This window comes from Rufibacter hautae, assembly GCF_008271695.1.
GTDB classification, from domain to species: Bacteria; Bacteroidota; Bacteroidia; order Cytophagales; family Hymenobacteraceae; genus Nibribacter; species Nibribacter hautae.
Genome location: NZ_VKKY01000003.1, coordinates 270,303 through 294,176, shown reverse-complemented (window position 1 = coordinate 294,176; position 23,874 = coordinate 270,303). Strand labels below are relative to the sequence as shown.

General features: G+C 49.0%; 22 protein-coding genes and 4 tRNA genes. 4 read left to right on the top strand and 22 right to left on the bottom strand.

The window, feature by feature from the left end; translation table 11 throughout:
- Position 1: 1 nt before the first annotated feature.
- The 17 genes from rpsG to FOA19_RS17565 all read right to left on the bottom strand — a co-directional run bounded on the left by rpsG (position 2) and on the right by FOA19_RS17565 (position 17,107).
- Positions 2 to 469, bottom strand: coding sequence for a 30S ribosomal protein S7 (gene rpsG / locus FOA19_RS17645; RefSeq protein ID WP_149092180.1), 468 nt, complete (start codon positions 467 to 469; stop codon positions 2 to 4).
- 13 nt (positions 470 to 482) lie between these two features.
- Positions 483 to 899 carry a 30S ribosomal protein S12 gene (gene rpsL, locus FOA19_RS17640; RefSeq protein ID WP_149092179.1) on the bottom strand — a complete coding sequence of 139 codons (417 nt, stop codon included), beginning with the start codon at positions 897 to 899 and terminating at the stop codon, positions 483 to 485.
- 102 nt (positions 900 to 1,001) lie between these two features.
- A complete protein-coding gene (locus FOA19_RS17635; protein ID WP_149092178.1) occupies positions 1,002 to 1,316 on the bottom strand; it encodes a DUF3467 domain-containing protein in 315 nt (104 codons plus the stop codon).
- Position 1,317: 1 nt separating this feature from the next.
- A complete protein-coding gene (rpoC, locus tag FOA19_RS17630) occupies positions 1,318 to 5,637 on the bottom strand; it encodes a DNA-directed RNA polymerase subunit beta' (RefSeq protein ID WP_149092177.1) in 4,320 nt (1,439 codons plus the stop codon).
- A 123-nt stretch (positions 5,638 to 5,760) separates the two neighbouring features.
- Positions 5,761 to 9,633 carry a DNA-directed RNA polymerase subunit beta gene (rpoB, locus tag FOA19_RS17625; RefSeq protein WP_149092176.1) on the bottom strand — a complete coding sequence of 1,291 codons (3,873 nt, stop codon included), beginning with the start codon at positions 9,631 to 9,633 and terminating at the stop codon, positions 5,761 to 5,763.
- A gap of 154 nt (positions 9,634 to 9,787) precedes the next feature.
- The gene (rplL, locus tag FOA19_RS17620) at positions 9,788 to 10,168 is read right to left on the bottom strand and encodes a 50S ribosomal protein L7/L12 (RefSeq protein WP_149092175.1); all 381 of its coding nucleotides are present in this window, start codon (positions 10,166 to 10,168) and stop codon (positions 9,788 to 9,790) included.
- Between the two features lie 37 nt (positions 10,169 to 10,205).
- Positions 10,206 to 10,733: a 50S ribosomal protein L10 gene (gene rplJ / locus FOA19_RS17615; protein WP_149092174.1), complete on the bottom strand. Its 528-nt coding sequence runs from the start codon at positions 10,731 to 10,733 to the stop codon at positions 10,206 to 10,208.
- Between the two features lie 9 nt (positions 10,734 to 10,742).
- On the bottom strand, positions 10,743 to 11,432 hold the full coding sequence (gene rplA, locus FOA19_RS17610; protein ID WP_149092173.1) for a 50S ribosomal protein L1: 690 nt from the start codon (positions 11,430 to 11,432) through the stop codon (positions 10,743 to 10,745).
- Positions 11,433 to 11,443: 11 nt separating this feature from the next.
- On the bottom strand, positions 11,444 to 11,887 hold the full coding sequence (gene rplK / locus FOA19_RS17605) for a 50S ribosomal protein L11 (protein WP_123131288.1): 444 nt from the start codon (positions 11,885 to 11,887) through the stop codon (positions 11,444 to 11,446).
- A gap of 12 nt (positions 11,888 to 11,899) precedes the next feature.
- The gene (nusG, locus tag FOA19_RS17600; protein WP_149092172.1) at positions 11,900 to 12,457 is read right to left on the bottom strand and encodes a transcription termination/antitermination protein NusG; all 558 of its coding nucleotides are present in this window, start codon (positions 12,455 to 12,457) and stop codon (positions 11,900 to 11,902) included.
- Positions 12,458 to 12,472: 15 nt separating this feature from the next.
- Positions 12,473 to 12,664 carry a preprotein translocase subunit SecE gene (gene secE, locus FOA19_RS17595; protein ID WP_149092171.1) on the bottom strand — a complete coding sequence of 64 codons (192 nt, stop codon included), beginning with the start codon at positions 12,662 to 12,664 and terminating at the stop codon, positions 12,473 to 12,475.
- A 24-nt stretch (positions 12,665 to 12,688) separates the two neighbouring features.
- Positions 12,689 to 12,761: transfer RNA gene (locus tag FOA19_RS17590), tRNA-Trp, on the bottom strand.
- Positions 12,762 to 12,869: 108 nt separating this feature from the next.
- Positions 12,870 to 14,057, bottom strand: a complete 1,188-nt coding sequence (tuf, locus tag FOA19_RS17585) for an elongation factor Tu (RefSeq protein WP_149092170.1) — start codon at positions 14,055 to 14,057, stop codon at positions 12,870 to 12,872.
- A gap of 62 nt (positions 14,058 to 14,119) precedes the next feature.
- Positions 14,120 to 14,191, bottom strand: a tRNA-Thr gene (locus tag FOA19_RS17580).
- A gap of 43 nt (positions 14,192 to 14,234) precedes the next feature.
- Positions 14,235 to 14,307: transfer RNA gene (locus FOA19_RS17575), tRNA-Gly, on the bottom strand.
- A gap of 73 nt (positions 14,308 to 14,380) precedes the next feature.
- A tRNA-Tyr gene (locus tag FOA19_RS17570) sits at positions 14,381 to 14,463 on the bottom strand.
- A 115-nt stretch (positions 14,464 to 14,578) separates the two neighbouring features.
- Positions 14,579 to 17,107 carry a M1 family metallopeptidase gene (locus FOA19_RS17565; protein ID WP_190300454.1) on the bottom strand — a complete coding sequence of 843 codons (2,529 nt, stop codon included), beginning with the start codon at positions 17,105 to 17,107 and terminating at the stop codon, positions 14,579 to 14,581.
- Positions 17,108 to 17,189: 82 nt separating this feature from the next.
- Here FOA19_RS17565 and FOA19_RS17560 point away from each other — a divergent pair, with 82 nt between their 5' ends.
- From FOA19_RS17560 to frr, 3 genes are all read left to right on the top strand, one after another.
- The gene (locus FOA19_RS17560; RefSeq protein ID WP_149092168.1) at positions 17,190 to 17,684 is read left to right on the top strand and encodes an acetyl-CoA carboxylase biotin carboxyl carrier protein subunit; all 495 of its coding nucleotides are present in this window, start codon (positions 17,190 to 17,192) and stop codon (positions 17,682 to 17,684) included.
- Between the two features lie 86 nt (positions 17,685 to 17,770).
- On the top strand, positions 17,771 to 18,478 hold the full coding sequence (pyrH, locus tag FOA19_RS17555; protein ID WP_149092167.1) for a UMP kinase: 708 nt from the start codon (positions 17,771 to 17,773) through the stop codon (positions 18,476 to 18,478).
- Between the two features lie 117 nt (positions 18,479 to 18,595).
- The gene (frr, locus tag FOA19_RS17550) at positions 18,596 to 19,159 is read left to right on the top strand and encodes a ribosome recycling factor (RefSeq protein WP_149092166.1); all 564 of its coding nucleotides are present in this window, start codon (positions 18,596 to 18,598) and stop codon (positions 19,157 to 19,159) included.
- A gap of 111 nt (positions 19,160 to 19,270) precedes the next feature.
- Here the strand turns inward: frr and FOA19_RS17545 are convergent, their stop codons facing one another.
- The 5 genes from FOA19_RS17545 to FOA19_RS17525 form a co-directional block, all read right to left on the bottom strand.
- The gene (locus FOA19_RS17545; protein ID WP_149092165.1) at positions 19,271 to 19,675 is read right to left on the bottom strand and encodes a hypothetical protein; all 405 of its coding nucleotides are present in this window, start codon (positions 19,673 to 19,675) and stop codon (positions 19,271 to 19,273) included.
- A gap of 387 nt (positions 19,676 to 20,062) precedes the next feature.
- Positions 20,063 to 20,641 (bottom strand): nicotinate (nicotinamide) nucleotide adenylyltransferase, encoded by a 579-nt coding sequence (gene nadD, locus FOA19_RS17540; protein WP_149092164.1) that lies wholly within the window; start codon positions 20,639 to 20,641, stop codon positions 20,063 to 20,065.
- A 2-nt stretch (positions 20,642 to 20,643) separates the two neighbouring features.
- Entirely contained in the window at positions 20,644 to 21,228 is a 585-nt protein-coding gene (gene gmk, locus FOA19_RS17535; protein ID WP_149092163.1) for a guanylate kinase, read from the bottom strand.
- Positions 21,229 to 21,249: 21 nt separating this feature from the next.
- On the bottom strand, positions 21,250 to 21,525 hold the full coding sequence (locus FOA19_RS17530) for a hypothetical protein (protein ID WP_190300453.1): 276 nt from the start codon (positions 21,523 to 21,525) through the stop codon (positions 21,250 to 21,252).
- A 30-nt stretch (positions 21,526 to 21,555) separates the two neighbouring features.
- Positions 21,556 to 22,152 (bottom strand): sigma-70 family RNA polymerase sigma factor, encoded by a 597-nt coding sequence (locus tag FOA19_RS17525; RefSeq protein ID WP_062543958.1) that lies wholly within the window; start codon positions 22,150 to 22,152, stop codon positions 21,556 to 21,558.
- 167 nt (positions 22,153 to 22,319) lie between these two features.
- Here FOA19_RS17525 and FOA19_RS17520 point away from each other — a divergent pair, with 167 nt between their 5' ends.
- Entirely contained in the window at positions 22,320 to 23,852 is a 1,533-nt protein-coding gene (locus FOA19_RS17520; protein WP_149092161.1) for a glycosyltransferase family 2 protein, read from the top strand.
- Positions 23,853 to 23,874: the final 22 nt, after the last annotated feature.

Genomic DNA, 23,874 nt, shown 5'->3' with positions numbered 1-23,874 from the left:
CTTAGAATCTGAAATGCGAGAATGCCTTGTTGGCTTCTGCCATTCTGTGAGTATCATCTTTCTTCTTCACAGCAGCACCTTCTCCTTTGGCAGCGGCGATGATCTCACCAGCCAGTTTATCCATCATGGTCTTCTCACCTCTCTTGCGAGCGTAAGAGATCATCCATTTGATACCAAGAGAAATCTTTCTGTCCGGACGTACCTCAGTAGGCACCTGGAAAGTAGCACCACCTACACGGCGGGATTTTACCTCTACACCTGGCATGATATTGTTCAATGCTTTTTTCCAGGTCTCTAACCCGTTCTCTTTAGTTCTTTTCTCAACTAAATCGCAAGCATCGTAAAATATTCTGTATGCCACACTCTTTTTACCGTCTACCATCAGGTAGTTCACAAAACGGGTAACAAGAGTTTCTTTGTATTTAGGATCAGGAAGAAGAATTCTCTTCTTTGGTTTCGCTTTTCTCATTGTCTTAACTCAATTATTTTTTCTTACCGCCTTTTCCTGCTGCAGCTGCTGGCTGACCTGGTTTAGGACGTTTGGCTCCGTATTTAGAACGGGACTGAAGACGACCACTTACACCGGCAGTATCTAATGCACCACGAATGATGTGGTATCTCACACCTGGTAAGTCTTTCACACGACCACCTCTGATTAGCACGATGGAGTGCTCTTGCAGGTTGTGGCCTTCACCAGGGATGTAGGCATTGACTTCTTTGCCGTTTGTCAAACGCACACGAGCCACTTTTCTCATCGCTGAGTTTGGCTTCTTAGGTGTGGTTGTGTAAACGCGTGTGCACACGCCACGTCTCTGCGGGCATGAGTCAAGAGCTGGAGACTTAGACTTTGATGTTAGCGCTTCTCTTCCCTTTCTTACTAATTGTTGTATAGTAGGCATTTACTAACTTTTTAAACTGATTTCTCTCTTCAAAAAATGGTTTGCAAAGGTATAAAATTCACTTTGCAAATTCAAAGTTTTAATTCATTAATTATTAACGGCTTATGCTTCGCCAATAGTTCCCCCAAAATTGAGCGGAAAGCTTGGGGCTTCCGGCGTCTGCTTTATGGCCCCAAAACTTTGCTCATACTTTAGGATGTTTTCCTCCAAAGCAGCCAAGAAACGCTTGGCATGCTCTGGAGTAATCACCACTCTTGACTTTACTTTTGCCTTCGGGATCCCGGGCATCAGACGGATAAAATCAATCACGAATTCACTGTGGGAGTGCGCGATCATGGCCAGGTTTGCATACTCGCCCTCGGCAATCTCCTCTGTCAACTCAATGTTGATCTGTCCTTGTTGTTCTGCTGCGGCCATTTTATTTCTCTTGCAGTTCGCCTTGTTTGGCTGCTTTCACTCCTGATTGTCTACTGGTAGTAAGAGCTTCGTACTCTTCCTTGGAGCCAACAATGATTTTGGAGTACTCGCGCAAACCGGTACCAGCCGGGATTAAGTGACCCACGATTACGTTCTCTTTCAAGCCCAGTAATTCGTCTGCTTTTCCTTTGATGGCCGCCTCGCTCAGTACCTTGGTAGTCTCCTGGAAGGATGCTGCCGAGATAAAGCTTTGCGTACCCAATGAAGCCTGTGTGATCCCTTGCAAGGTTGGTCTAGACACCGCCGGCTGTGCATCACGCACGGTTACCAGACGCAGGTCTCTACGCTTCAAGCTTGAGTTCTCATCGCGGAGACGACGCGCCGTCACAATCATACCTGGTTTCATGGCGGTTGAGTCACCTGCATCCTCCACTACTTTCATGTCAATAATCATGTCGTTCTCTTCCATGAACGTTACTTTGTCAACTGTCTGGTTCTCCAGGAAGCTGGTATCACCTGGGTCGATCACGTTCACTTTCTGCATCATCTGACGAACCACTACTTCAATGTGCTTGTCATTGATCTTCACTCCTTGCAGACGGTATACCTCCTGAATCTCGTTCACCAGGTATTCCTGCACGGCGCCTGGACCTTGAATGTTGAGGATATCGTTTGGTGTGATGGCCCCGTCTGACAACGGAACACCTGCACGCACAAAGTCATTGTCCTGTACCAGGATGTGCTTGGAAAGAGGCACCATGTACTTCTTCTTCACACCGTCTTTAGACTCAATGTAGATCTCACGGTTACCGCGTTTCACGCCTCCGTAGGTTACCACACCGTCAATCTCACTTACTACTGCTGGGTTAGACGGGTTACGGGCCTCGAAAAGTTCCGTAACACGTGGCAGACCACCCGTAATGTCGCGGGTTTTACCAATAGCGCGTGGGATCTTGGAGATGATCTGACCAGCCTTGATCTGCTGTCCGTCTTCTACCGTTAAGTGGGCCCCTACCGGAATGTTGTAGGTTTTTGGCTCACCGTTGGCCGGCATGATGACAATAGCAGGGTTCTTGGTCTTATCCTTAGTCTCAATGATCACTTTCTCACGGTGACCGGTCTGCTCATCAGACTCCTCACGGAAGGTGATACCCTCCACAATGGATTCGTAAACGATGTTACCGTCAAACTCAGAAAGGATAACCGCGTTGTATGGATCCCAGTTACACAGCTCGTCGCCTTTGGCAACGGTGTCTCCCTCGTTCACCAACAGGAATGAACCGTAAGGCACGTGGTTACTGATCAGCAGTTTGCCTGTAGTTGGCTCTACTACCTTCACCTCACCTGAACGTCCCATTACTACCTTCACCATTTCTCCTTCAGCATTGGTGGTTTCAATGGTCCGAACATCTTCGAACTCGATCACCCCGTTGAATTTGGCACGGATGGCTGCATCTACCGCAATGTTAGACGCAGTACCACCCACGTGGAAGGTACGAAGTGTCAACTGAGTACCTGGCTCACCAATAGACTGTGCTGCGATAACCCCAACAGCCTCCCCTTTCTGCACCATACGGCCAGTAGAAAGGTTACGTCCGTAGCATTTAGCACAAATACCGCGCTTGGTCTCACACGTCAACACAGAACGGATCTCCACGCTTTCAATAGCCGAGTTCTCAATGATTCTGGCTACTTCTTCGGTGATCTCGTTTCCTGACTCATGGATCAGCTCTCCGGTGATCGGATCAATGATGTCATGCACGTTCACACGACCCAGGATACGCTCAGACAGAGACTCCACGATATCTTCATTGTCTTTCAAGGCGCTAACCTCAAGACCACGCAGCGTACCACAGTCAGACTCGTTTACGATCACATCCTGAGAAACGTCCACTAAACGACGGGTCAGGTAACCCGCATCCGCCGTTTTCAAGGCTGTATCGGCAAGACCTTTACGTGCACCGTGGGTAGAGATGAAGTACTCAATTACATCCAGACCTTCTTTGAAGTTGGAAAGAATTGGGTTTTCAATGATCTCCCCTACTGAGCCTTGCAATGATTTCTGCGGCTTGGCCATCAGACCCCGCATACCACCCAACTGACGGATCTGCTCTCTGGAACCACGGGCTCCGGAGTGCATCATCATGAAGATGGAGTTGAAACCTTGATCATCTTTCTCAAGACGGTTCATCAGGGTCTCGGTGATCTGGTTGTTGATACGCGTCCAGATATCAATTACCTGGTTGTAGCGCTCGTTATCCGTGATCAGACCCATTGAGTAGTTCGCCCAAACAGCGTCCACGTCTTTCTTGGCCTGCTCTACCAGGATATCTTTCTCTTTCGGGATCACGATGTCACCCAAGCCCATGGACAGACCGCCTTTGTAGGCAGACTGGAAGCCCAGGGTCTTGATGTCATCCAGGAACTGAGCAGTTCTCGCCATACCGGTTACTTTGAACACGCGGGAGATGATCTGCTGCAATTTCTTCTTAGAAAGAAGTTCGTCTACGTAACCTACCTCTTCTGGCACAAACTGGTTGAACAATACCCTTCCGGCTACGGTCTCAATCAATTTAGTCTCCAGTTGGTTGTTATCGTTCAGAACTTTCACACGCACCTTAATGAAAGCGTGCTTAGATAAGCGGCCTTCATTGATGGCGATGATTACTTCTTCAGCGCTGTAGAAAGACATTCCCTCCCCCGCGATTTTCTCGTTCTCAGTGGAGCGCTTGCCTTTGGTTACATAGTATAAGCCCAACACCATGTCCTGAGAAGGTACCGCAATTGGAGCACCGTTAGCAGGGTTCAGGATGTTGTGCGAAGCCAACATGAGCATAGAGGCTTCCAGGATTGCGGCCGGTCCAAGAGGAACGTGTACCGCCATCTGGTCACCGTCAAAGTCGGCGTTGAATGCAGTTGTAACGAGCGGGTGCAGCTGGATCGCTTTTCCTTCAATCAGTTTCGGCTGGAAAGCCTGGATACCTAATCTGTGGAGCGTAGGAGCACGGTTCAATAGAACTGGGTGTCCTTTCAGCACGTTTTCCAAAATATCCCATACAACTGGGTCTTTTCTATCCACGATTTTCTTCGCAGATTTTACCGTTTTCACGATACCGCGCTCTATAAGCTTACGGATGATGAACGGTTTGAAAAGCTCAGCCGCCATGTTCTTAGGCAGACCGCACTCGTGCAATTTCAGTTCAGGACCTACCACAATTACGGAACGACCAGAATAATCCACACGCTTACCCAGCAAGTTCTGACGGAAACGTCCTTGCTTACCTTTCAGCATGTCGGAAAGTGACTTCAGCGCACGGTTACCTTCTGCACGAACAGCGTTCACTTTACGTGAGTTGTCGAACAGGGAGTCAACTGCTTCCTGAAGCATACGCTTCTCATTCCGCAGGATCACCTCTGGCGCTTTGATCTCGATCAGACGCTTCAGACGGTTGTTACGGATGATCACGCGACGGTATAAGTCGTTCAAGTCAGAGGTAGCGAAACGGCCACCATCCAACGGAACCAACGGACGCAATTCCGGTGGAATCACAGGCACCATGCGGATCACCATCCACTCAGGCTTGTTCTCGATTCTGGTTGCAGCATCACGGAAAGCCTCTACTACGCGCAGACGCTTCAACGCTTCTGCTTTCCGCTGCTGAGAAGTCTCATGAGCAGCAGAGTAACGCAGGTCGTAAGAAAGGTCATCCAGGTTGATGCGCTCCAATAGCATTTGAAGAGCCTCAGCTCCCATCTTCGCGATGAACTTGTTTGGATCATGGTTGTCCAACATCTGGTTCTCACGTGGCAGCTTATCAATCATGTCCAGGTACTCATCCTCAGTAAGGAAGTCCAGCATGTTTACGCCGTCCTCTCCCAAGATACCTGGCTGGATAACTACGTACCGCTCATAATAGATGATCTGGTCAAGCTTCTTGGTTGGTAAGCCCAGCAGATAACCAATTTTGTTTGGCAGTGACTTGAAGTACCAGATGTGTGCTACCGGTACAACCAGTTCAATATGGCCCATGCGCTCGCGACGCACTTTTTTCTCAGTTACTTCAACCCCGCAACGGTCACAGATAATCCCTTTGTAACGGATTCTCTTGTATTTACCGCAGTGGCACTCCCAGTCCTTCACCGGCCCGAAGATCCGCTCGCAGAACAAACCGCCCATCTCTGGCTTGTAAGTTCTGTAGTTGATGGTTTCAGGCTTAGTCACCTCTCCGTTTGATCTCTCCAGGATTGATTCCGGAGAAGCCAATGAGATGGTAACTTTAGAGAAGTCTTGGATTAATTTTTTATTTCTTGCTAACGCCATTTTATGTGTTGCTAGATATGTAAATTTCCTTTTTACTAAACGGCCCTACTAACGCTGAAAAGGGAGATTTCAAGACGAGGCGTTTTGCGCCCCTTTTCCTGAAATCTCCTTTAAAACAGCTTATTAGTCCAGCGTAATCTCCAAGGCCAAACCTCTGAGTTCGTGGATCAACACGTTGAATGACTCAGGGATATTTGGCTTCGGCAACACGTCACCTTTTACAATGGCTTCGTATGCTTTCGCACGACCGATCACGTCATCAGACTTCACAGTCAGGATTTCCTGCAGCACGTTAGCGGCACCGAAGGCCTCCAACGCCCACACCTCCATCTCACCGAAACGCTGACCACCGAACTGGGCTTTACCACCCAATGGCTGCTGTGTGATGAGTGAGTATGGTCCGATAGAACGGGCGTGCATCTTATCATCTACCAAGTGGCCAAGTTTCAGCATGTAGATAACACCTACGGTGATTGGCTGGTCAAAACGGTCACCGCTCAAGCCATCGTACAGATAAGAACGTCCAAAGCGTGGCAAGCCAGCCTCGGCCAATTCTGCAGAAACCTGCTCTTCAGTGGCACCGTCGAAGATTGGCGTCGCGTACGTACGTCCTAATCTCAAACCAGCCCATCCAAGTACCGTCTCATAGATCTGACCGATGTTCATCCTGGATGGTACCCCTAGTGGGTTCAACACGATGTCCATTGGTGTTCCGTCTTCCAGGAACGGCATGTCTTCTTCACGCACGATACGAGCTACTACCCCCTTGTTACCGTGACGACCTGCCATCTTATCACCCACTTTCAGCTTACGCTTCTTAGCGATGTATACTTTGGCCAACTGCACGATACCGGCTGGTAACTCGTCTCCTACTTCTAAGGTGAAGCGGTCGCGTTTGAAGCGGGCAGAGATCATGTTGCGGCGCTTGGTGTAGTTTTTCACCAGCTCCAAAAGCATCTTGTTAGTCTGCTCGTCTGCCGTCCATCCCTCTAGGATCAGGTCCTTGAACATGTTCACCTCTTCCGGAACAGCGTAGTTGCTTTCGTCCTTATAAGGGTTTTTGTCAGGGAAAAGTGCCTCAGAGATGTTTTTCTTACCAAACTTTGCACCCTTGGTCAGGATTTCGTCTCCAAAACGGTGACGTACCCCTTGGCTAGTCTTGCCTTCCAACAGTTGTACCAGCTTCTCAATCATCACGTTCTTCACGGCTTTGAGTTCAGCGTTGTACTTTGTTTTCAGGTCTTCTACCTCTTTCTTCGCTTTCGCGCGGAGGTTTTTATCTTTCTTAGGACGAGAGAATAACTTCGTCTCAATTACCACTCCATTCAAGGATGGCGGCGCTTTCAACGAGGCATCCTTCACATCACCGGCTTTGTCCCCGAAGATGGCTCTCAAGAGTTTCTCCTCTGGCGTTGGATCAGTTTCTCCTTTAGGAGTGATCTTACCAATAAGAATATCACCTTCTTTCACCTCGGCGCCAATGCGGATGATACCGTTCTCATCCAGGTTACGAACGGCTTCTTCGCTCACGTTCGGGATTTCAGAGGTTAACTCCTCCTCACCGCGCTTCGTCTCGCGAACTTCCAGCTCAAACTCTTCAATGTGGATAGAGGTGAACACGTCATCTCTTACCACTCGCTCAGAGATTACGATCGCATCCTCAAAGTTGTATCCTTGCCAAGGCATGAACGCTACTTGTAAGTTACGTCCAAGCGCAAGCTCTCCTTGGTTTGTAGCGTATCCTTCGCACAGTGGCTGTCCTTTGGTTACCCGCTCATTCTTCTTAACTAAAGGAGTTAAGTTGATACAGGTATCTTGGTTCGTGCGGCGGAATTTGATCAGGTCATACGTCACGTACTCAGCGTCAAAGCTCACCAGCTTCTGCTCCTCAGAGAGGTCATAACGGATGATGATCTTATCTGCATCAACGAAGTGAACGTAACCATCACCTTCTGCTCTCACCAATGCTCTTGAGTCGAGAGCGGCTCTCAGTTCAAGACCAGTACCTACAATTGGAGCCTGTGGCTTCACCAACGGCACTGCCTGGCGCTGCATGTTAGATCCCATCAAGGCACGGTTCGCATCATCATGCTCCAGGAATGGAATCAACGAAGCAGCTACCGATACAATTTGGTTAGGCGCAACGTCCATATATGTATAGCGCTCTGGCTCTACTACCGGGAAGTCACCTTCAAAACGACCTTTTACTTTATCGTTGATGAAGTTACCGTTCTCATCAATGATGGCGTTCGCCTGCGCGATGTGGTGGGTATCTTCTTCTTCAGCAGTCAGGTACTTCACCTGGTGGGTTACATCTACTTTACCTTCCACTACATTGCGGTAAGGAGTTTCAATGAAGCCCATGCTGTTCACGCGGGCGTGCACACACAGAGAAGAGATCAGACCGATGTTTGGTCCCTCTGGTGTTTCAATCGTACACAGACGACCATAGTGGGTATAGTGAACGTCACGAACCTCGAAACCAGCACGCTCACGGGAAAGACCTCCTGGCCCTAATGCAGATACACGGCGTTTGTGCGTGATCTCTGCCAGCGGGTTGGTTTGGTCCATGAACTGAGACAACTGGTTTGTCCCAAAGAACGAGTTGATCACAGAAGAAAGCGTACGCGCGTTGATCAAGTCAACCGGTTTGAATTCCTCATTATCACGCACGTTCATACGCTCTTTGATGGTTCTGGCCATACGGGCAAGACCTACACCAAACTGCGCATACAACTGCTCCCCTACTGTTCTTACACGGCGGTTGCTCAAGTGGTCAATATCATCCACCACGGCTCTTGAGTTGATCAGACCAATCAGGTATTTCACAATCAGAACAATGTCCTCATTGGTTAATACTTTGGCATCCCAGTTTTTGTCAAGGCCCAGTTTCTTGTTGATTCTGTAGCGTCCTACATCACCCAGGTCGTAACGCTTATCACTGAAGAACAACTTCTGAATAATGTCACGGGCAGTTTCCACATCCGGCGCTTCTGTGTTACGCAGCTGACGGTAGATTTGCTCCACGGCTTCCTGCTCAGAGTTAGAGTTATCTTTCTGCAGGGTGTTGTAGATGATGTTGTAGTCGGCGATGTTTACGTTCTCACGGTGCAGGATGATAGACTTCACCCCTGAGTCAATGATCACATCTAAGTCATCTTCGCTCACCTCAGAGTCACGCTCCAACAAAACCTCGTTACGGTCAATAGATACCACTTCACCGGTATCCTCATCCACGAAGTCTTCTGTCCAGGTGCGCAGAACCCTTGCAGCCAGCTTTCTGCCAACCACGCCTTTCAGGGTTTTCTTATCGGCCTTCACTTCTTCAGACAACCCAAACAGGTCCAGGATGTCTTTATCCGTTCCGTAACCAATTGCACGCAACAAAGTAGTTACCGGGAATTTCTTCTTACGGTCAATGTACGCGTACATCACGTTGTTCACGTCTGTCGCGAACTCAATCCAAGATCCTTTGAAAGGGATAATTCTGGCAGAGTATAATTTGGTACCATTGGTGTGCTTGCTTTGGGCAAAGAACACCCCTGGTGAACGGTGCAACTGTGATACAATTACGCGCTCGGCGCCATTGATTACAAATGAACCCTTCTCAGTCATATAAGGAATATTTCCTAAGAAAACTTCCTGTTCAATAGTCTCAAAGTCTTCGTTATCCGTATCATTACAGATCAAACGAAGCTTTGCCTTTAAGGGAACTGAATAAGTCAACCCGCGGTCAATGCACTCATCAACTGAGTACTTGGGTGGGTCAACATGGTAATCTACGAATTCCAGAACGAAATTCTCTCTTGAGTCAGAGATCGGGAAGTTTTCAGCAAAAACTTTGAATAGACCTTCTTCCGTGCGGTTCTCGGCAGCGGTTTCCAACTGGAAAAAGTCTTGGAAAGATTGTAGCTGAACGTCCAGAAAGTCTGGGTAATCAATTACCGACTTAATGGACGCAAAGTTGATCCGCTCTGTCGTTTTACTTGTAGCCAAAGTTGTCTGATTTTAACGTTTAAACTTTGTCGTGTCGGGAAACAGCCTTTTCTCCGACAGAATATTCTAGAAAATCATTTCTAGGTACAAACAGGAAAAGACCTGACGAAATTGCCAGGTCTAACCCTTAGTGGTAATGGAAGGTAGTGTGGGATTACTTAACCTCCACTTCAGCACCAGCTTCTTCCAATTGCTTTTTCAATGAATCTGCTTCATCTTTAGCAACACCTTCTTTCAATGGTTTTGGAGCACCATCAACCAATTCTTTCGCTTCTTTCAAGCCAAGACCGGTAAGTTCTTTCACTAGCTTCACAACTGCTAGTTTAGAGGCACCTGCTGACTTAAGGATTACATCAAAAGAAGTTTTCTCCTCAGCAGCGGCTCCAGCGTCTCCACCGGCAGCACCAGCTACCATTACAGGAGCAGCAGCTGCTGGCTCAATACCGTACTCATCCTTAAGAATAGTAGCAAGTTCATTAACTTCTTTAACAGTTAAGTTAACCAACTGCTCAGCGAATGCTTTCAAATCTGCCATTTTTATTAGTAATTAAAGTTGTTTTAAAATTGAAATGTTATTGTTCTCTCTCTGATAAAGTTTTAAGCACACCAGCCAAAGTATTGCCACCGCTCTGAAGGGCAGAAATAACGTTTTTGGCAGGAGATTGAAGTAAGCCGATGATTTCACCAACCAATTCTTCTTTGGACTTGATCTTGCTTAGGGCGTCTAATTGATCGTCACCTACGTAGATGCTGCTGTCAATGTAAGCTCCTTTCAAGAGTGGCTTCTTAGCGCCAGTCTTGCGGAAATCAAGTAATAATTTTGCTGGAGCGTTACCAGTAGTAGCTTCAAATAGGATTCCTGAAGAACCTTTCAAAGCCACATCCAAAGCAGATGTATCTGTGTCTAAGGTATCAAGCGCCTTACGAATCAGAGTGTTCTTGTATACTTTGTACTCAATGCCTCTATCAAAGCAAAGTCTTCTGAATCTGTTGATAGTAGCAACGGTCAATTCTGAAGCGTCTGTGATGTAGACGAAGGAGTTTTGAGCTAATTTCTCACTCAGGTCACGTACAATGATTTCTTTCTCTTCCCGTGTCATCTCTTCTCGTTAAATTGAGGTTTTGTCAACTACTACACCAGGACTCATTGTGCTTGACAATGTGATGCTCTTAATATAAGTTCCTTTTGCAGAAGAAGGCTTTAAACGGTTAAGGGTAGCAATTACCTCAGAAGCGTTGGCAGCAATTTGATCTGGCCCGAAGGAAACTTTACCAATGCTAGTGTGGATGATACCGGTTTTATCAACTTTAAAGTCAATTTTACCAGCTTTCACTTCTTTCACCGCTTTGGCTACGTCTGTAGTTACAGTACCAGCTTTAGGGTTTGGCATTAAGTTACGAGGTCCTAAGATACGGCCCAGTCTACCTACTTTCGCCATTACAGCCGGCATGGTGATGATCACATCAACATCTGTCCAGCCTTTTTCAATCTTCTGAATATAGTCATCCAGACCTACGAAGTCAGCACCTGCGGCTTTCGCTTCATCTTCCTTGTCAGGAGTGCAAAGCACCAACACACGTACGTCTTTACCAGTTCCGTGGGGAAGCGTAACCACGCCTCTCACCATTTGATCAGCCTTGCGCGGATCAACACCTAAACGCACATCAATGTCAACGGAGGCATCAAACTTAGTGAAAGTGATTTCTTTAACTACGCCTGCTGCATCTAACAGAGAGTACTCTTTTTTAGGGTCGTACTTTGCTAAGACTGCTTTTCTGTTTTTAGAAATTCTAGCCATTTGCTTTTTAATTACTCACTCCAAGGAGCAGTTCCTTTTACTGTGATACCCATGCTACGTGCGGTACCAGCTACCAAACGCATTGCAGCCTCAACTTTGAACGCATTCAGGTCAGGCATTTTGATTTCAGCGATCTCGCGAATCTGATCCCAAGTCACAGAACCCACTTTGTTACGGTTAGGCTCTTTAGATCCGGATTTGATTTTCGCAGCATCCATCAACAATACTGGAGCGGGAGGAGTTTTAATTACGAAGTCAAATGACTTGTCTGTGTACATTGTAATCAAAACTGGGCATACTTGGCCGGCCTTATCCTGGGTTCTAGCGTTGAACTGCTTGCAGAACTCCATAATGTTAAGACCTTTAGATCCAAGTGCAGGTCCTATCGGCGGTGCTGGATTCGCGGCGCCTCCCTTTACCTGAAGTTTCAGATAACCTTTTATTTCTTTTGCCATTATTATTTATTACTACTGTTCTTTTTCTACTTGCATGTAGTTCAGCTCTACCGGGGTATTCCGCCCGAAGATCTTCACCATTACATTTAGCTTGCGACGCTCTTCAAACACCTCTTCTACTGTACCAGAGAAACCGTTGAATGGACCGTCCATTACTTTCACAGTCTCGCCAACAATAAAAGGAGTCTCTAAAGTTTCCACCTGCTCATCTGTTTCGTCAACCTTTCCTAAGATGCGGTTAACCTCTGACATGCGTAATGGAACCGGTTTCTCGTCTGCTCTACCGTTGCCAGAACCCAGGAAGCCAATTACGCCCGGAGTGCTGGTAATCAAGTGCTCTACCTCACCGTTGGAGATGTCTGCAAAGATCAACACATAACCAGGAAAAAAGCTGCGCTCTCTCACGCGTTTCTTCCCGTTCCGCATTTCATATACTTTCTCAGACGGAATGAGTACCTGAGGCACCATCTCCGTTAAATTATGACGCGCAACTTCATTCTCAAGATAAGACTTTGCTTTCTTCTCCTGGCCTGAAACCGCCCGCACTACGTACCATTTTAAATCTGCCATTTTCTCCAGCTTAAATTAGAATTGGTTGTAAAACCAATTCAGGGTGGAGTCGTAAACGAAATCCATAGCACCTACAATGATGGCGAACACAATAGAGCCAACCAATACCAACATAGAGCTTTTCTGAAGCTCTGAGTAAGTTGGCCAGGTAACCTTGTGCTGCATCTCTTCTACAGCGTCATTGAAAAATCTTGTCAGCTTTGCCATTCCTGATGCTATTAACTCTATTTGCACGGGAGGTAGGACTCGAACCTACAACCAATGGTTTTGGAGACCACTACTCTACCAATTGAGCTACTCCCGTAAAAAAATGCACGCCATTCATTCAAATGGAGTGCAAATGTATTATTCTTTTTTTAAAAAAACAAGTCCGCCCTACATTTTCAGCAAGGCGGACTTATGATTTTAATAACTAGTCAAGGATCTCAGTTACCTGACCGGCACCTACAGTTCTACCACCCTCACGGATAGCGAAACGCAGACCTTTTTCCATCGCTACTTTGTTGATCAGGTCAACAGTGATAGTGATGTTATCACCAGGCATAACCATCTCAACACCTTCTGGCAACGTGATGATACCAGTTACGTCAGTAGTTCTCAAGTAGAATTGTGGACGGTAGTTGTTGAAGAATGGAGTGTGACGTCCACCTTCTTCTTTAGAAAGAACGTAAACCTCAGCTTTGAACTTCATGTGAGGAGTTACTGAACCTGGCTTGCAGATAACCATACCACGACGGATATCGGTTTTCTCAATACCACGCAGCAACAGACCTACGTTGTCACCAGCTTCACCTCTGTCAAGGATCTTACGGAACATCTCAACACCAGTTACTGTAGACTTCAGGCCTTCAGCACCCATACCCAAGATGTCCACTTGCTCACCAGAGTTGATGATACCACGCTCGATACGGCCAGTAGCTACTGTACCACGACCAGTGATAGAGAACACGTCCTCAACTGGCATCAAGAATGGAAGGTCAGTCAAACGAGCAGGAATTGGAATGTAGCTATCTACTGCATCCATCAATTCTTCAATGGTTTTAACCCATTTCTCGTCGCCGTTCAAGCCACCAAGAGCTGAACCTTGGATAACTGGGATGTTATCGCCGTCGAAATCGTAGAAAGAAAGAAGCTCTCTGATTTCCATTTCAACCAGCTCTAACAATTCTGGATCGTCTACCATGTCCACTTTGTTCATGAACACAACAAGGGCAGGAACACCTACCTGACGAGCCAAAAGGATGTGCTCACGAGTTTGTGGCATTGGACCATCCGTAGCAGCAACTACCAGGATAGCACCGTCCATCTGAGCAGCACCGGTAACCATGTTTTTCACGTAGTCAGCGTGACCTGGGCAGTCAACGTGCGCGTAGTGACGTTTCTCAGTTGCATACTCAACGTGAGAAGTATTAATAGTGATACCACGCTCTTTTTCTTCTGGAGCGTTATCAATTGAGGAGAAATCTCTCTTTGCGGCTAGACCTTTGCCCGCTAAAACCTGAGTAATAGCAGCAGTCAAGGTTGTTTTGCCGTGGTCAACGTGCCCAATTGTACCGATGTTTACGTGCGGTTTGGAGCGATCAAAATTTTCTTTAGCCATTTTAGAAAGTATTTAGTTCTTAGGTGAAACGGTGTATTGATTATAGAAATTAATACCGCTTGAGCCAACGATGGGAATTGAACCCACGACCCCTTCCTTACCAAGGAAGTACTCTACCCCTGAGCTACGTCGGCAAAATAAAAGAATGCAGCTTTCGCTGCATTGCTCTCTTAAAAGAGCGGGAGACGAGGTTCGAACCCGCGACCTACAGCTTGGAAGGCTGTCGCTCTACCAGCTGAGCTACTCCCGCTTGTTACTGGTAACATCAGAAATCTTCGCGAAACAACCTGTAACCTTGTCTCAATTTCTGACCATTGTAAGTGTGGGGAGAGAAGGATTCGAACCTTCGAAAGCTTACGCTAACGGAGTTACAGTCCGTCCCATTTGGCCACTCTGGAATCTCCCCAATACTGTTTCAAAGAACCCTAAAACCTAGTTGCGTTGCCGTTTTCGTTCTTAGGAGCTGCAAAACTAGTGGGTTTTTCTTCCATGTCAAATATTTCTGCAAATATTTTTTTCAATCAATTCATTTGAGGGCTTACCAAGGAAGCTAATTTGGGGTCTTTTGCGGCTAATTCCTGCACCTTTTGGCGACGCTCGTCGGTCTCTGCCATGAGCGTAAGCATTTGAAACGCTGCTTGTTTTGCCTCGGCCAGGGTCTCCTTTTCCACTATGCCCACCAGGGCCTGCCAGCCCCTCTCCTGCCGGTCAATATTTTTTTTCAACAGGAACGCCCCGAAGCTCTGCACGAAGTAATACAAGTCACCGCCACGCAATTTTGAGGCATTTTTCAAATACCAGGCGTAAAGCTCTTCCTCGTCATTGGTGGTAAACGCCGAAGCCAGGGCATTTACTACATCGGGGTTCTTGTACTGAAGTAATGGCTTTAATCGGGCCAAGTCATGGTTCCCTTTGGTCCAAGCGAAGATCGCGGCACTCACCACCTGGTAAGAGGAATCATTCAACCGGGCTTCTATGATCTCCTGGGGTAATCCGTTCAAGGTACTCAGCACATAGGTGGCCGTGGCCCTTACCGCACTGTGGGGATCCGTCTCAGCCATCCGCTGGACCTGATTCTGCATGCGTGGGTTCTGCATAGATTCTTTAGACACCAACAGCTCAAGGCCAGTGGCTCTTATTTTCCAGAAGGGGTCCTGCATGGCCTTTTCCAGCACCGGGTCAATCTGCGTGACAGCGGTATCTCTCAGATGCTCCAGGGCATTAGCTTTCGCGGCAAAGGCAGTGCTGTTCAGGAACTGGGCCGACCACTCAGGCACCGATTTCTCATGGTCTATATTGGCCAGCAGCTTCTGCGCGGGGTCCACTACCACTGCCTGCGGCGCGGCTTGAAGAGGAAAGGTGAATGCCTGGCTGGCTTTCTCTAGTTGTACCTGCTCTTCCTGCCATTTCCCGTTCTGGAGCAGGGCAACAGTCAGCGGCATCTTGTACACCGTGGTACGGAGGGTATCCTGGGTTTGGTTCACCTGCAAGGTAAAGGTTCCATTCTGATAGGCATGGCTTACTTTCAGCTCGGGGTGGCCCGGGGTTAGGAACCATTGTTTGAAAAACGGCCGCAAATCGCGCCCGGTGATTTCCTCAAAAGCCAAACGCAGTTTGTCTATCTCTACCGGTGTGTACTTGTTCTGGGTAAGGTACAGGTGCAGCGCGGCGAAAAAAGCCTCCTCTCCTACCTCCTGCCGGAGCATGTGCAATACCCGCCCGCCTTTGGCGTAGGAGTGGCTGTCAAACATGTCTTCTTTGTCCAGGTAGTTGAAACGGATCAAGGGTTCTTGTTTAGTCCGAGCCTCGGCCAGGTACTCCAGCAAAGCGGTCTGGTGCGTGAGGGCGGCCTCGTCTGGGCCGTACTGGTGTTCGGCCCATAGGTATTCTGAGTAGTCGGCGAAGGATTCGTTCAAAGGAAGGTTGGCCCAGGATTCCGTGGTGACCAGGTCTCCGAACCATTGGTGGAACAGTTCATGCGCGATGATATGGTCCCAGTTCTTGTCCAGCAGCTCGCGGCGGTCCTGCTGCACAGATTCCATGAAGGTGGAGGCGGAGGTATTCTCCATGGCTCCCGAGACGAAGTTACGGACTACTACCTGCGCGTATTTATCCCAGGGGAACGCCACGCCTAGTTTCTGGGAGAAGAACTCTAGCATGGCCGGCGTCCGCCCGAAGGTGGCTTTGGCAGTAGCGGCGTACTCCGGTTCCACCCAGTAACTTACCTCTTTGTTCCGCCATTTGTCTTTGATCACGGAGAACTCCCCAATCGCCATCATCACCAGGTAAGGCGCGTGCGGCTGGGTCATGCGCCAGTGATCGGTTTTAAGCCCGTTTTTCAGATTCTTGCTAGAAACCAGCGTTCCGTTAGACAGCGTCTTGAACTTGCTCTCCACCGTGATGAAAATGTCCTGGATCATGCGCTCATTGGGCTTGTCAATGGTAGGGAACCAGGCCGAGTTCGCCTCGGTCTCGCCTTGCGTCCAGATCTGCTGGGGCACGCCTTCCTCTTGGCCCAGCGGGTTGATGAAGTACAAGCCTTTGTCTGACTGAATGGCCTGGCTGCCGTGCGCCTCCAGCTCATTGGGCTTAGCAGTGTAGGAAATGGAAACCTGAAGCGTATCGGTGCGGGAGTAGGTTTTGTCCAGCTTCAGCGTCAGTTTCTGCCGGTCATAGTCAAAGGTCAGCGGCAGGGCTTGCTTTCCTTTGCGCAACGTCACTTTATGGATGTCAAACCCCTTGGCGTCCAGCACCACCTGTTGCTGCGGGTAGAAGTAGGGCTTCAACGTCAAGGTGGCCTCGCCCAGCAGGTGCTGCTTGACCCAGTCAAACCGCACGTTCAGGCTGGTGTGCAGCAGGTCCATGAGCCGCTCAGCAGAAGGCTGGTAGGGTCCGCGGCTCGTGTGGGGCATCTCCGTGATAACGGAATCTAAGGCTACGGCAGCGGTTTCAGAGGCGACAGCGGGGGCGGCTGGCTTCTTCACGGTACAGCCTGCGGCCGAACCGCACAGCAGAATGAACAAGAAGCCACGGGAAAGGATGTGATTCATGTAATGATTTATTAACTTTGGGAACTCAAGTTGTGAATTTATTTCACACGTACGGTAAATTACTGTCTCTAACCCCGCCAACATGCTACAGGTAAAATCGGCTGCTGCCACCTGGCAAGTAGTTCTGGAGAAAAACCAGATTCTTCTCAACGATGCTCCTTTTACCTGGGATTTGCTTCCCCTCAGCCCTACTTCCTTCCACATTCTGAAAGACGGCCGCTCCTACACCGCCGAGCTGTTGCAGGCTGACCCGGAAACCAAAACCTTCCAGATCAAGATCAACGGCAATGTGCATACGTTACAGGTGCAGGATCGGATGGATCTGCTGCTGGAGAGTCTGGGCATGGGCCAGGCACTGGCACACAAGGTCAATGATATCAAGGCACCTATGCCGGGCCTCATCATTGACATTAAGGTACAGCCAGGCCAGGAAGTGAAGAAAGGCGACCCTATCTTGATCCTGGAAGCCATGAAGATGGAGAACATCATCAAGTCTCCCGGCGATGGCGTGGTGTCTGAGGTGAAGGTTACCACCAGGCAGAACGTAGAGAAAAACCAGGTATTGATCGTATTTTAAGGAAACTCCTTTTTGGGCCTGTTTTGTGAAAAGCGGGCCCAAAACGTGTATAGACCCGTGTCACTAACTATTACTATTTTATAAGCATGCGATTCAAAAGAATTCTATTGAAGCTCAGCGGAGAGTCCTTGATGGGCGACCAGCAATATGGGATTGACACCAACATGCTGGTGCAGTACGCCGAAGAGATTAAATCTGCCGTAGATCTTGGCGCCGAGGTGGCCGTGGTGATTGGCGGAGGAAACATTTTCAGGGGCGTGCAAGCCGAGTCTGTTGGTTTGGACCGCGTGCAGGGCGATTACATGGGTATGCTGGCCACGGTAATCAACAGCATGGCGCTGCAGAGCGCGCTGGAGAAAGTGGGCATCTTCACCCGTCTCTTGTCTGGTATCAACATCCAGCAGGTATGTGAGCCGTACATCCGCCGCCGCGCCATGCGCCACCTGGAGAAAGGCCGCGTAGTGATTTTCGGGGCCGGTACCGGTAACCCGTACTTCACCACCGACTCTGCCGCCTCCCTGCGGGCCATTGAGATTGAGGCCGATGTAGTATTGAAAGGCACCCGCGTAGACGGCATCTACTCCGCTGACCCAGAGAAAGACGCTTCTGCCGTGCGGTACCAGGACATCACCTTTGAGGAGGTTTTTGAAAAAGGCCTCAACGTAATGGACATGACTGCGTTTACCCTTTGCAAGGAAAACAACTTGCCTATTGTGGTGTTTGACATCAACAAAAAGGGCAACCTGGCCAAACTCATCAATGGCGAGCAGGTAGGAACCTTGGTTTCCATGTAAATAAAGGTCTTGCTGCCCCGGCAGTGGATTTTACAGAATTAAATCAGAAATTTGTGCCGCCCTTTGGCGTTTGCTACGGTGGTACCGTTTAGTCATCTTTCTAAATCAGAAAACCCAATGACCGAAGAAATTAACTTTTATTTGAGCGAAGCCGAGGAGTCCATGCAGAAATCGGTGCAGCACACTAGTGTAGAATTAACCAAAATCAGAGCCGGCAAAGCGTCTCCTGCCATGGTAGAGGACCTGCGCGTAGATTACTACGGCACGCCTACCCCCATCTCGCAGGTGGCCAACATCATGACTCCAGACGCCCGTACGCTCATGATCAAGCCATGGGAAAAAGGCATGGTGGCCGAGATCGGCAAAGCCATCAAAAACAGCGATCTGGGCCTGAACCCCATGACCGAGGCAGACGGCATCCGCCTGAACATCCCGGCCCTGACCGAGGAGCGTCGCCGAGACCTGGTGAAACAAGCCAAGAACGAAACCGAGAGCGGCAAGATCCGCGTGCGTAACATCCGCAAAGACGTGAACGACTCCCTGCGCAAACTGCAGAAAGAAGGCACCTCTGAAGACGCCGTGAAAGACGCCGAAGGCAAAGTACAGAAACTCACCGATTCTTACATTGTGAAACTGGACGAACTTCTGTCTAAGAAGGAAGCCGAAATCATGACCATCTAAGAAACGGCGTTTCAAGCCTGTTTCATAGAAATCAGGGTATAAACAGAAGGCCCCGCACTGGCAAGTGCGGGGCCTTCTGTTTTTATGGAAACTTTTGAGAGTACGCAGGGTTTACGCCGGAATGGCCGCAAGCCACCGCTGGGCCTCTCCTATGCTATCGAACACTTCTATACCAGTGGTATCATAGGTAAACCGCAGGGATTTGTCTGTGGACAACCGGCTGAACATGCTGGGCGAATACACCCAGGCAAAAGACACCATGCCCGCTTGCCGCATACGCGGAAACCAGTCTGAGCCCACCCACTCCGCCGCGCTGGACCAGATTCCCTCTACATGAGTGTTATCGTTAAGGACTTTGTAGCAATGGAATTCCGCCATGGCCTCCAGAATACGCTCGCAACCATCCTGCACAGATTGTTTAGTCTGGAAACCGATCCAATCTGCATTGATGTATTGCTGTTTCTGGTCGTAGGTGATGGAGATATAGGTATCTTGGAAGATGGCGGTAATACTCATTTGACTGGGGTAGTCCTTCAGTTTGTCTGTCTGGGAATTAAAAGCAAATTACGCTACTTCCCTGAGGTAACCAAGCATTTATACATCAAAAAACTGGATTATTCCATTGTCCAATCAAGCATAATTTAGTTTAAACGCACTTAAAAATAAAAGGTTTTCTCTTTTTATCCACAAGCCTGAAAATAGTTAAAAGTAAGTAGCCCTGTAGAAACAACTAAGGGAATTGGTCTGCCTTACCCCTTGCAGTCATTCCATCAGGCCAAGAATTTACTCCTCTGTTATAAGATGTACAGGTTACAGGAAGGCTGCAAAACAAAACCGGCGTTTTAGGCGCCTTTTAGAAAAAGGGTGCCTAAAACGCCGGTTCATGCTAGCTGATCTCTTTTGCTACATATACAGCTTCTTAGCCTGTATGTACTCCTGCACTTCCTCCTGCAACAGGTAGCGGGTAGATTTTCCCTCCTTGAGGCATTTACGGATGAAGGTAGCCGAGATGTCCAGCAGCGGAGCAGGCACTACCGTTATCTTAGCGTGGCCCTGCAGTGCTTCGGGAACCTTGGCGCTTCCTGGCCGAGGATAAACCAGCACTTCGTAGAGATCCAGAATCTGCTCGTAGTTCTTCCACTTGGGCAAGGTAGCTAGGTTGTCTTCGCCCATGATGAGCACAAACTGGTAGGTAGGATACTTTTCCCGGAGGTAAGTGAGCGTATCTATGGTGTAGCTGGGTTTGGGCATCCGAAACTCAATGTCGGTTACGCCCAGATCAGCGTTGTCGGCAATGGCCAGACGCACCATGTGCAGGCGGTCAAACTCATGCAACAGGCTGCTGCTGGGCTTGAACGGGTTCTGCGGGCTCACCACAAGCCAAACCGTATCTAAGGTGGTATTAGCGGCCATATAATTGGCCAGGATCAGGTGCCCTATATGGATGGGGTTGAAGGATCCGAACAGCAATCCTACCCGCATGGCTACAAAATAGGTTCCTCTGGATAGATAAAGTCCCGCACCAGCTTCTCGGCACGGGCAAAGGCTTCTTCCAGGTTCTCATTCACGATCACCTCATCAAACTGGTCTTCAAAGCTCAACTCGAATTTAGCCTTGAACACGCGGCTGGAGATGCTAGAGGCAGAATCTGTGTTGCGGGCCACCAAGCGCTTGGAAAGCTCCTCAATGGAAGGTGGTTTCACAAAGATGGCCAGGGCGCGGTCTTTGTAGAAGTGTTTCACGCTCAGGCCTCCTTTGACGTCCACGTCCAGGATGGCGTGTTTGCCCTCAGACCAGATGCGCTCTATTTCAGATTTGAGGGTTCCGTAAAAAGCACCCTCATATACTTCTTCCCATTCTACGAACTCATCGTTCCCTATCTTCTCCCTGAACTCTTCGGGGGTAATGAAGTAGTAATCCTTTCCGTTGATTTCAGAGCGGCCCCGGCGGTCGCGGGTACAGGCTGAGATAGAAAAACTTAGCTCTGGGAGTACGTTAACTAAATGACGGACAATTGTGGTTTTGCCGGCCCCTGAGGGAGCCGAAAAAATAATGATTTTACCTTGCATCCAGGGTAGGAAAGCTTAATACTAAGCTGTTTGGTGGATTTTTGATTTGATGGAGTCTACTAATGTAGCAGGAGTGCCTGGTCTGCGCAAAGAGGCGTTCAGGAACTTCACAAACAACCGTTGTTTGTCAACGCTCTCAAAGCAAGGAGAGCATTCGTCGGCTTTCTCAGATAGAAAAGCCTCGTCCTCTTTTGTAGCTACACCTTCCAGCCACTTCTCAAAAACGCCTTGCACCTTCTCACAGTCTGGTTCATGGCTCTCATCTGAGGCGCTTGCGCCCATCAATTCATCTGTCATAGTAGTAGTCCCCATCATATTAATTTCTATTTAGCCGTTATAGCCCATTGACTTCGCGTATTTTTCCAACTTCTCCTTCAGAAAGTGCCGGGCCCTGTGCAGGCGGCTTCTTACGGTACCTATGGGAATGTCCAGGATCTTGGCCATCTCCTCGTAGGTGAACCCTTCCAGGTCACACAAGATGATTACGGTCCGGAAGTCTACCGGCAGTGAGTTCAAGGCACCAGCCACCTCATCGCCAATCAGGTCCTGCACACTTTCCATGCGCAGGTCTGTAGTACCGCCAGAACTGTCTCCCTCTGCGTCCACGTCCTCGGAATTGTAGTAACCTTCCACCTCAGAGTAGTCTACTTTGGCGGGCTGTTTGCTCTTTTTCCGGAAGTCGTTTATGAACGAGTTCTTTAGGATGCGGAACAGCCAGGCCTTGGCATTAGTTCCGGGTTCGAAATAATCGAAGAAACGATACGCCTTGAGGTAGGTCTCCTGTACCAGGTCATTGGCGTCATCTTCATCCAGGGTTAGACGGTACGCGAAGTTGTAGAGAGGCGAAATAACCGGCATCAACTCGGCCTCAAACCGGGCGTCTTTCTCCTCTTTTGTCATTGAATTCGCTCTCTGTTCGCTCATTGGTCTTGATTTTGTACTTTTACACTTGGGATAAAAATACCTATACGCAAATATAGAAATTAAATATACATAGGTACATACGAATATTAGGGCAGATGTTTACATTAACCCTCCCTAAGGTCGTTTTTCGGGAATTCCTCCCTCCTCTTTTTTTGTTTCCGCGCTGCATGCCTCAACCTATTTCTGTTACCATACTCGCTAAAAACAGCCAGGAGTTGCTGCCGCAATGCCTTAAGGCGCTGGCCCGGTTCCCGGAGGTTATCCTGCTGGACAACGGCTCCACGGATGCCACCGTGTCCATTGCCGGCCAGTTCCCCAACGTGAAGGTGTTCCATTCGCCCTTCATCGGGTTTGGCCCGCTCAAGAACCTGGCGGCCTCCCACGCCTCGCATGACTGGGTGCTTTCCATTGACAGCGATGAGGTCCTGACGCCGGAACTAACCCAGGTCATCCTCAGCCACCCCTTAGATAACGCCAAAGCCTACCGCTTTCTGCGCCACAATTTCTATGGGAAACGTTTAATTAACGCCTGTGGTTGGGAGAATGATTATGTGCTACGCCTTTTTAACCGCAAAGTTACCTCCTTCACAGACCGCGAGGTGCACGAAGGAATCAAGACCGAAGGCTTGGCCATAGAGACCCTGCCGGGCATCCTGAACCATTATTCCTTCAAGAACACCGACGAGCTGCTGAGGAAACTGAACCAGTACACCACGCTTTTCGCCCAAGAGCACCGGTTCCGGAAATCTTCCTCAGCCTTCAAGGCCACTTACAAAGGTTTCTGGACCTTCCTGCGCAACTACTTCCTGAAGCGGGGGTTCCTGTACGGGTTTGAGGGATTCCTCATCTCGGCCTGCAACGCCAACGGGGCTTTCTACAAGTACATGAAACTGCACGAGGCCAACCGCCCCCTGACCACCAGCCTCATCATCTCCACCTACAACTGGCCAGATGCGCTGGAAGTGGTGCTAAAGAGCGTGGCCCAGCAAAATGAACTGCCCGATGAGGTGATCATTGCCGATGACGGCTCCCGCGAAGAAACCCGAGCGGTGATAGAGCGTTTTCAGCAGAACTTTCCGGTACCGCTACGCCATTGCTGGCATGAGGACACCGGCTTCCGGTTGGCCGCCATCCGAAACAAAGCCATGGCCATGGCCACTGGCGAGTACCTGCTCTCCATTGACGGCGATATGGTGCTGCACCCAAACTTCGTCAAGAGCCACAAACGCATGGCCCGCGCCAACACCTTCATCCAGGGCAAGCGCGTGCTGCTGCAACCCGAGCTCACCAAGCAGATCCTGCAAAGCAAAAAGTGGCACATCACGCCATTCTCCTCTGGCATTATCAACCGTTTTAATGCCGTTTCCTCAGAAACGCTCGCAAAACTCGGCTCCAAAAAACGCCCTGACATCAAAGCCATCCGCGGCTGCAACATGGCTTTCTGGCGCGCCGATGTGCTTCGCATCAATGGTTTCAACGAGAACATCCAAGGCTGGGGCCGCGAGGACAGCGAATTTGCCATTAGAATGCTGAACGCGGGCGTAGAGCGCCGCAACCTGCCCTTCGGTGGCGTAGGCTACCACCTGTATCATCCTGAGAATGCCCGCACCTCCCTCCCGGAGAATGACAAGATCCTCGCCTATGCCATCGCCCAGAAAGCCAAATGGTGCGAGAACGGGATAGATAAGTTTTTAAGGTAGTTTCATCAACTCCACACAAATA

What these genes read in the sequence shown, in the direction of transcription:
- rpsG (WP_149092180.1), bottom strand. Translation starts at nt 469, where the DNA reads ATGAGAAAAGCGAAACCAAAGAAGAGAATTCTTCTTCCTGATCCTAAA.
- rpsL (WP_149092179.1), bottom strand. Translation starts at nt 899, where the DNA reads ATGCCTACTATACAACAATTAGTAAGAAAGGGAAGAGAAGCGCTAACA.
- FOA19_RS17635 (WP_149092178.1), bottom strand. Translation starts at nt 1,316, where the DNA reads ATGGCCGCAGCAGAACAACAAGGACAGATCAACATTGAGTTGACAGAG.
- rpoC (WP_149092177.1), bottom strand. Translation starts at nt 5,637, where the DNA reads ATGGCGTTAGCAAGAAATAAAAAATTAATCCAAGACTTCTCTAAAGTT.
- rplL (WP_149092175.1), bottom strand. Translation starts at nt 10,168, where the DNA reads ATGGCAGATTTGAAAGCATTCGCTGAGCAGTTGGTTAACTTAACTGTT.
- rplJ (WP_149092174.1), bottom strand. Translation starts at nt 10,733, where the DNA reads ATGACACGGGAAGAGAAAGAAATCATTGTACGTGACCTGAGTGAGAAA.
- rplA (WP_149092173.1), bottom strand. Translation starts at nt 11,432, where the DNA reads ATGGCTAGAATTTCTAAAAACAGAAAAGCAGTCTTAGCAAAGTACGAC.
- rplK (WP_123131288.1), bottom strand. Translation starts at nt 11,887, where the DNA reads ATGGCAAAAGAAATAAAAGGTTATCTGAAACTTCAGGTAAAGGGAGGC.
- nusG (WP_149092172.1), bottom strand. Translation starts at nt 12,457, where the DNA reads ATGGCAGATTTAAAATGGTACGTAGTGCGGGCGGTTTCAGGCCAGGAG.
- secE (WP_149092171.1), bottom strand. Translation starts at nt 12,664, where the DNA reads ATGGCAAAGCTGACAAGATTTTTCAATGACGCTGTAGAAGAGATGCAG.
- tuf (WP_149092170.1), bottom strand. Translation starts at nt 14,057, where the DNA reads ATGGCTAAAGAAAATTTTGATCGCTCCAAACCGCACGTAAACATCGGT.
- FOA19_RS17565 (WP_190300454.1), bottom strand. Translation starts at nt 17,107, where the DNA reads ATGAATCACATCCTTTCCCGTGGCTTCTTGTTCATTCTGCTGTGCGGT.
- FOA19_RS17560 (WP_149092168.1), top strand. Translation starts at nt 17,190, where the DNA reads ATGCTACAGGTAAAATCGGCTGCTGCCACCTGGCAAGTAGTTCTGGAG.
- pyrH (WP_149092167.1), top strand. Translation starts at nt 17,771, where the DNA reads ATGCGATTCAAAAGAATTCTATTGAAGCTCAGCGGAGAGTCCTTGATG.
- frr (WP_149092166.1), top strand. Translation starts at nt 18,596, where the DNA reads ATGACCGAAGAAATTAACTTTTATTTGAGCGAAGCCGAGGAGTCCATG.
- FOA19_RS17545 (WP_149092165.1), bottom strand. Translation starts at nt 19,675, where the DNA reads ATGAGTATTACCGCCATCTTCCAAGATACCTATATCTCCATCACCTAC.
- nadD (WP_149092164.1), bottom strand. Translation starts at nt 20,641, where the DNA reads ATGCGGGTAGGATTGCTGTTCGGATCCTTCAACCCCATCCATATAGGG.
- gmk (WP_149092163.1), bottom strand. Translation starts at nt 21,228, where the DNA reads ATGCAAGGTAAAATCATTATTTTTTCGGCTCCCTCAGGGGCCGGCAAA.
- FOA19_RS17530 (WP_190300453.1), bottom strand. Translation starts at nt 21,525, where the DNA reads ATGACAGATGAATTGATGGGCGCAAGCGCCTCAGATGAGAGCCATGAA.
- FOA19_RS17525 (WP_062543958.1), bottom strand. Translation starts at nt 22,152, where the DNA reads ATGAGCGAACAGAGAGCGAATTCAATGACAAAAGAGGAGAAAGACGCC.
- FOA19_RS17520 (WP_149092161.1), top strand. Translation starts at nt 22,320, where the DNA reads ATGCCTCAACCTATTTCTGTTACCATACTCGCTAAAAACAGCCAGGAG.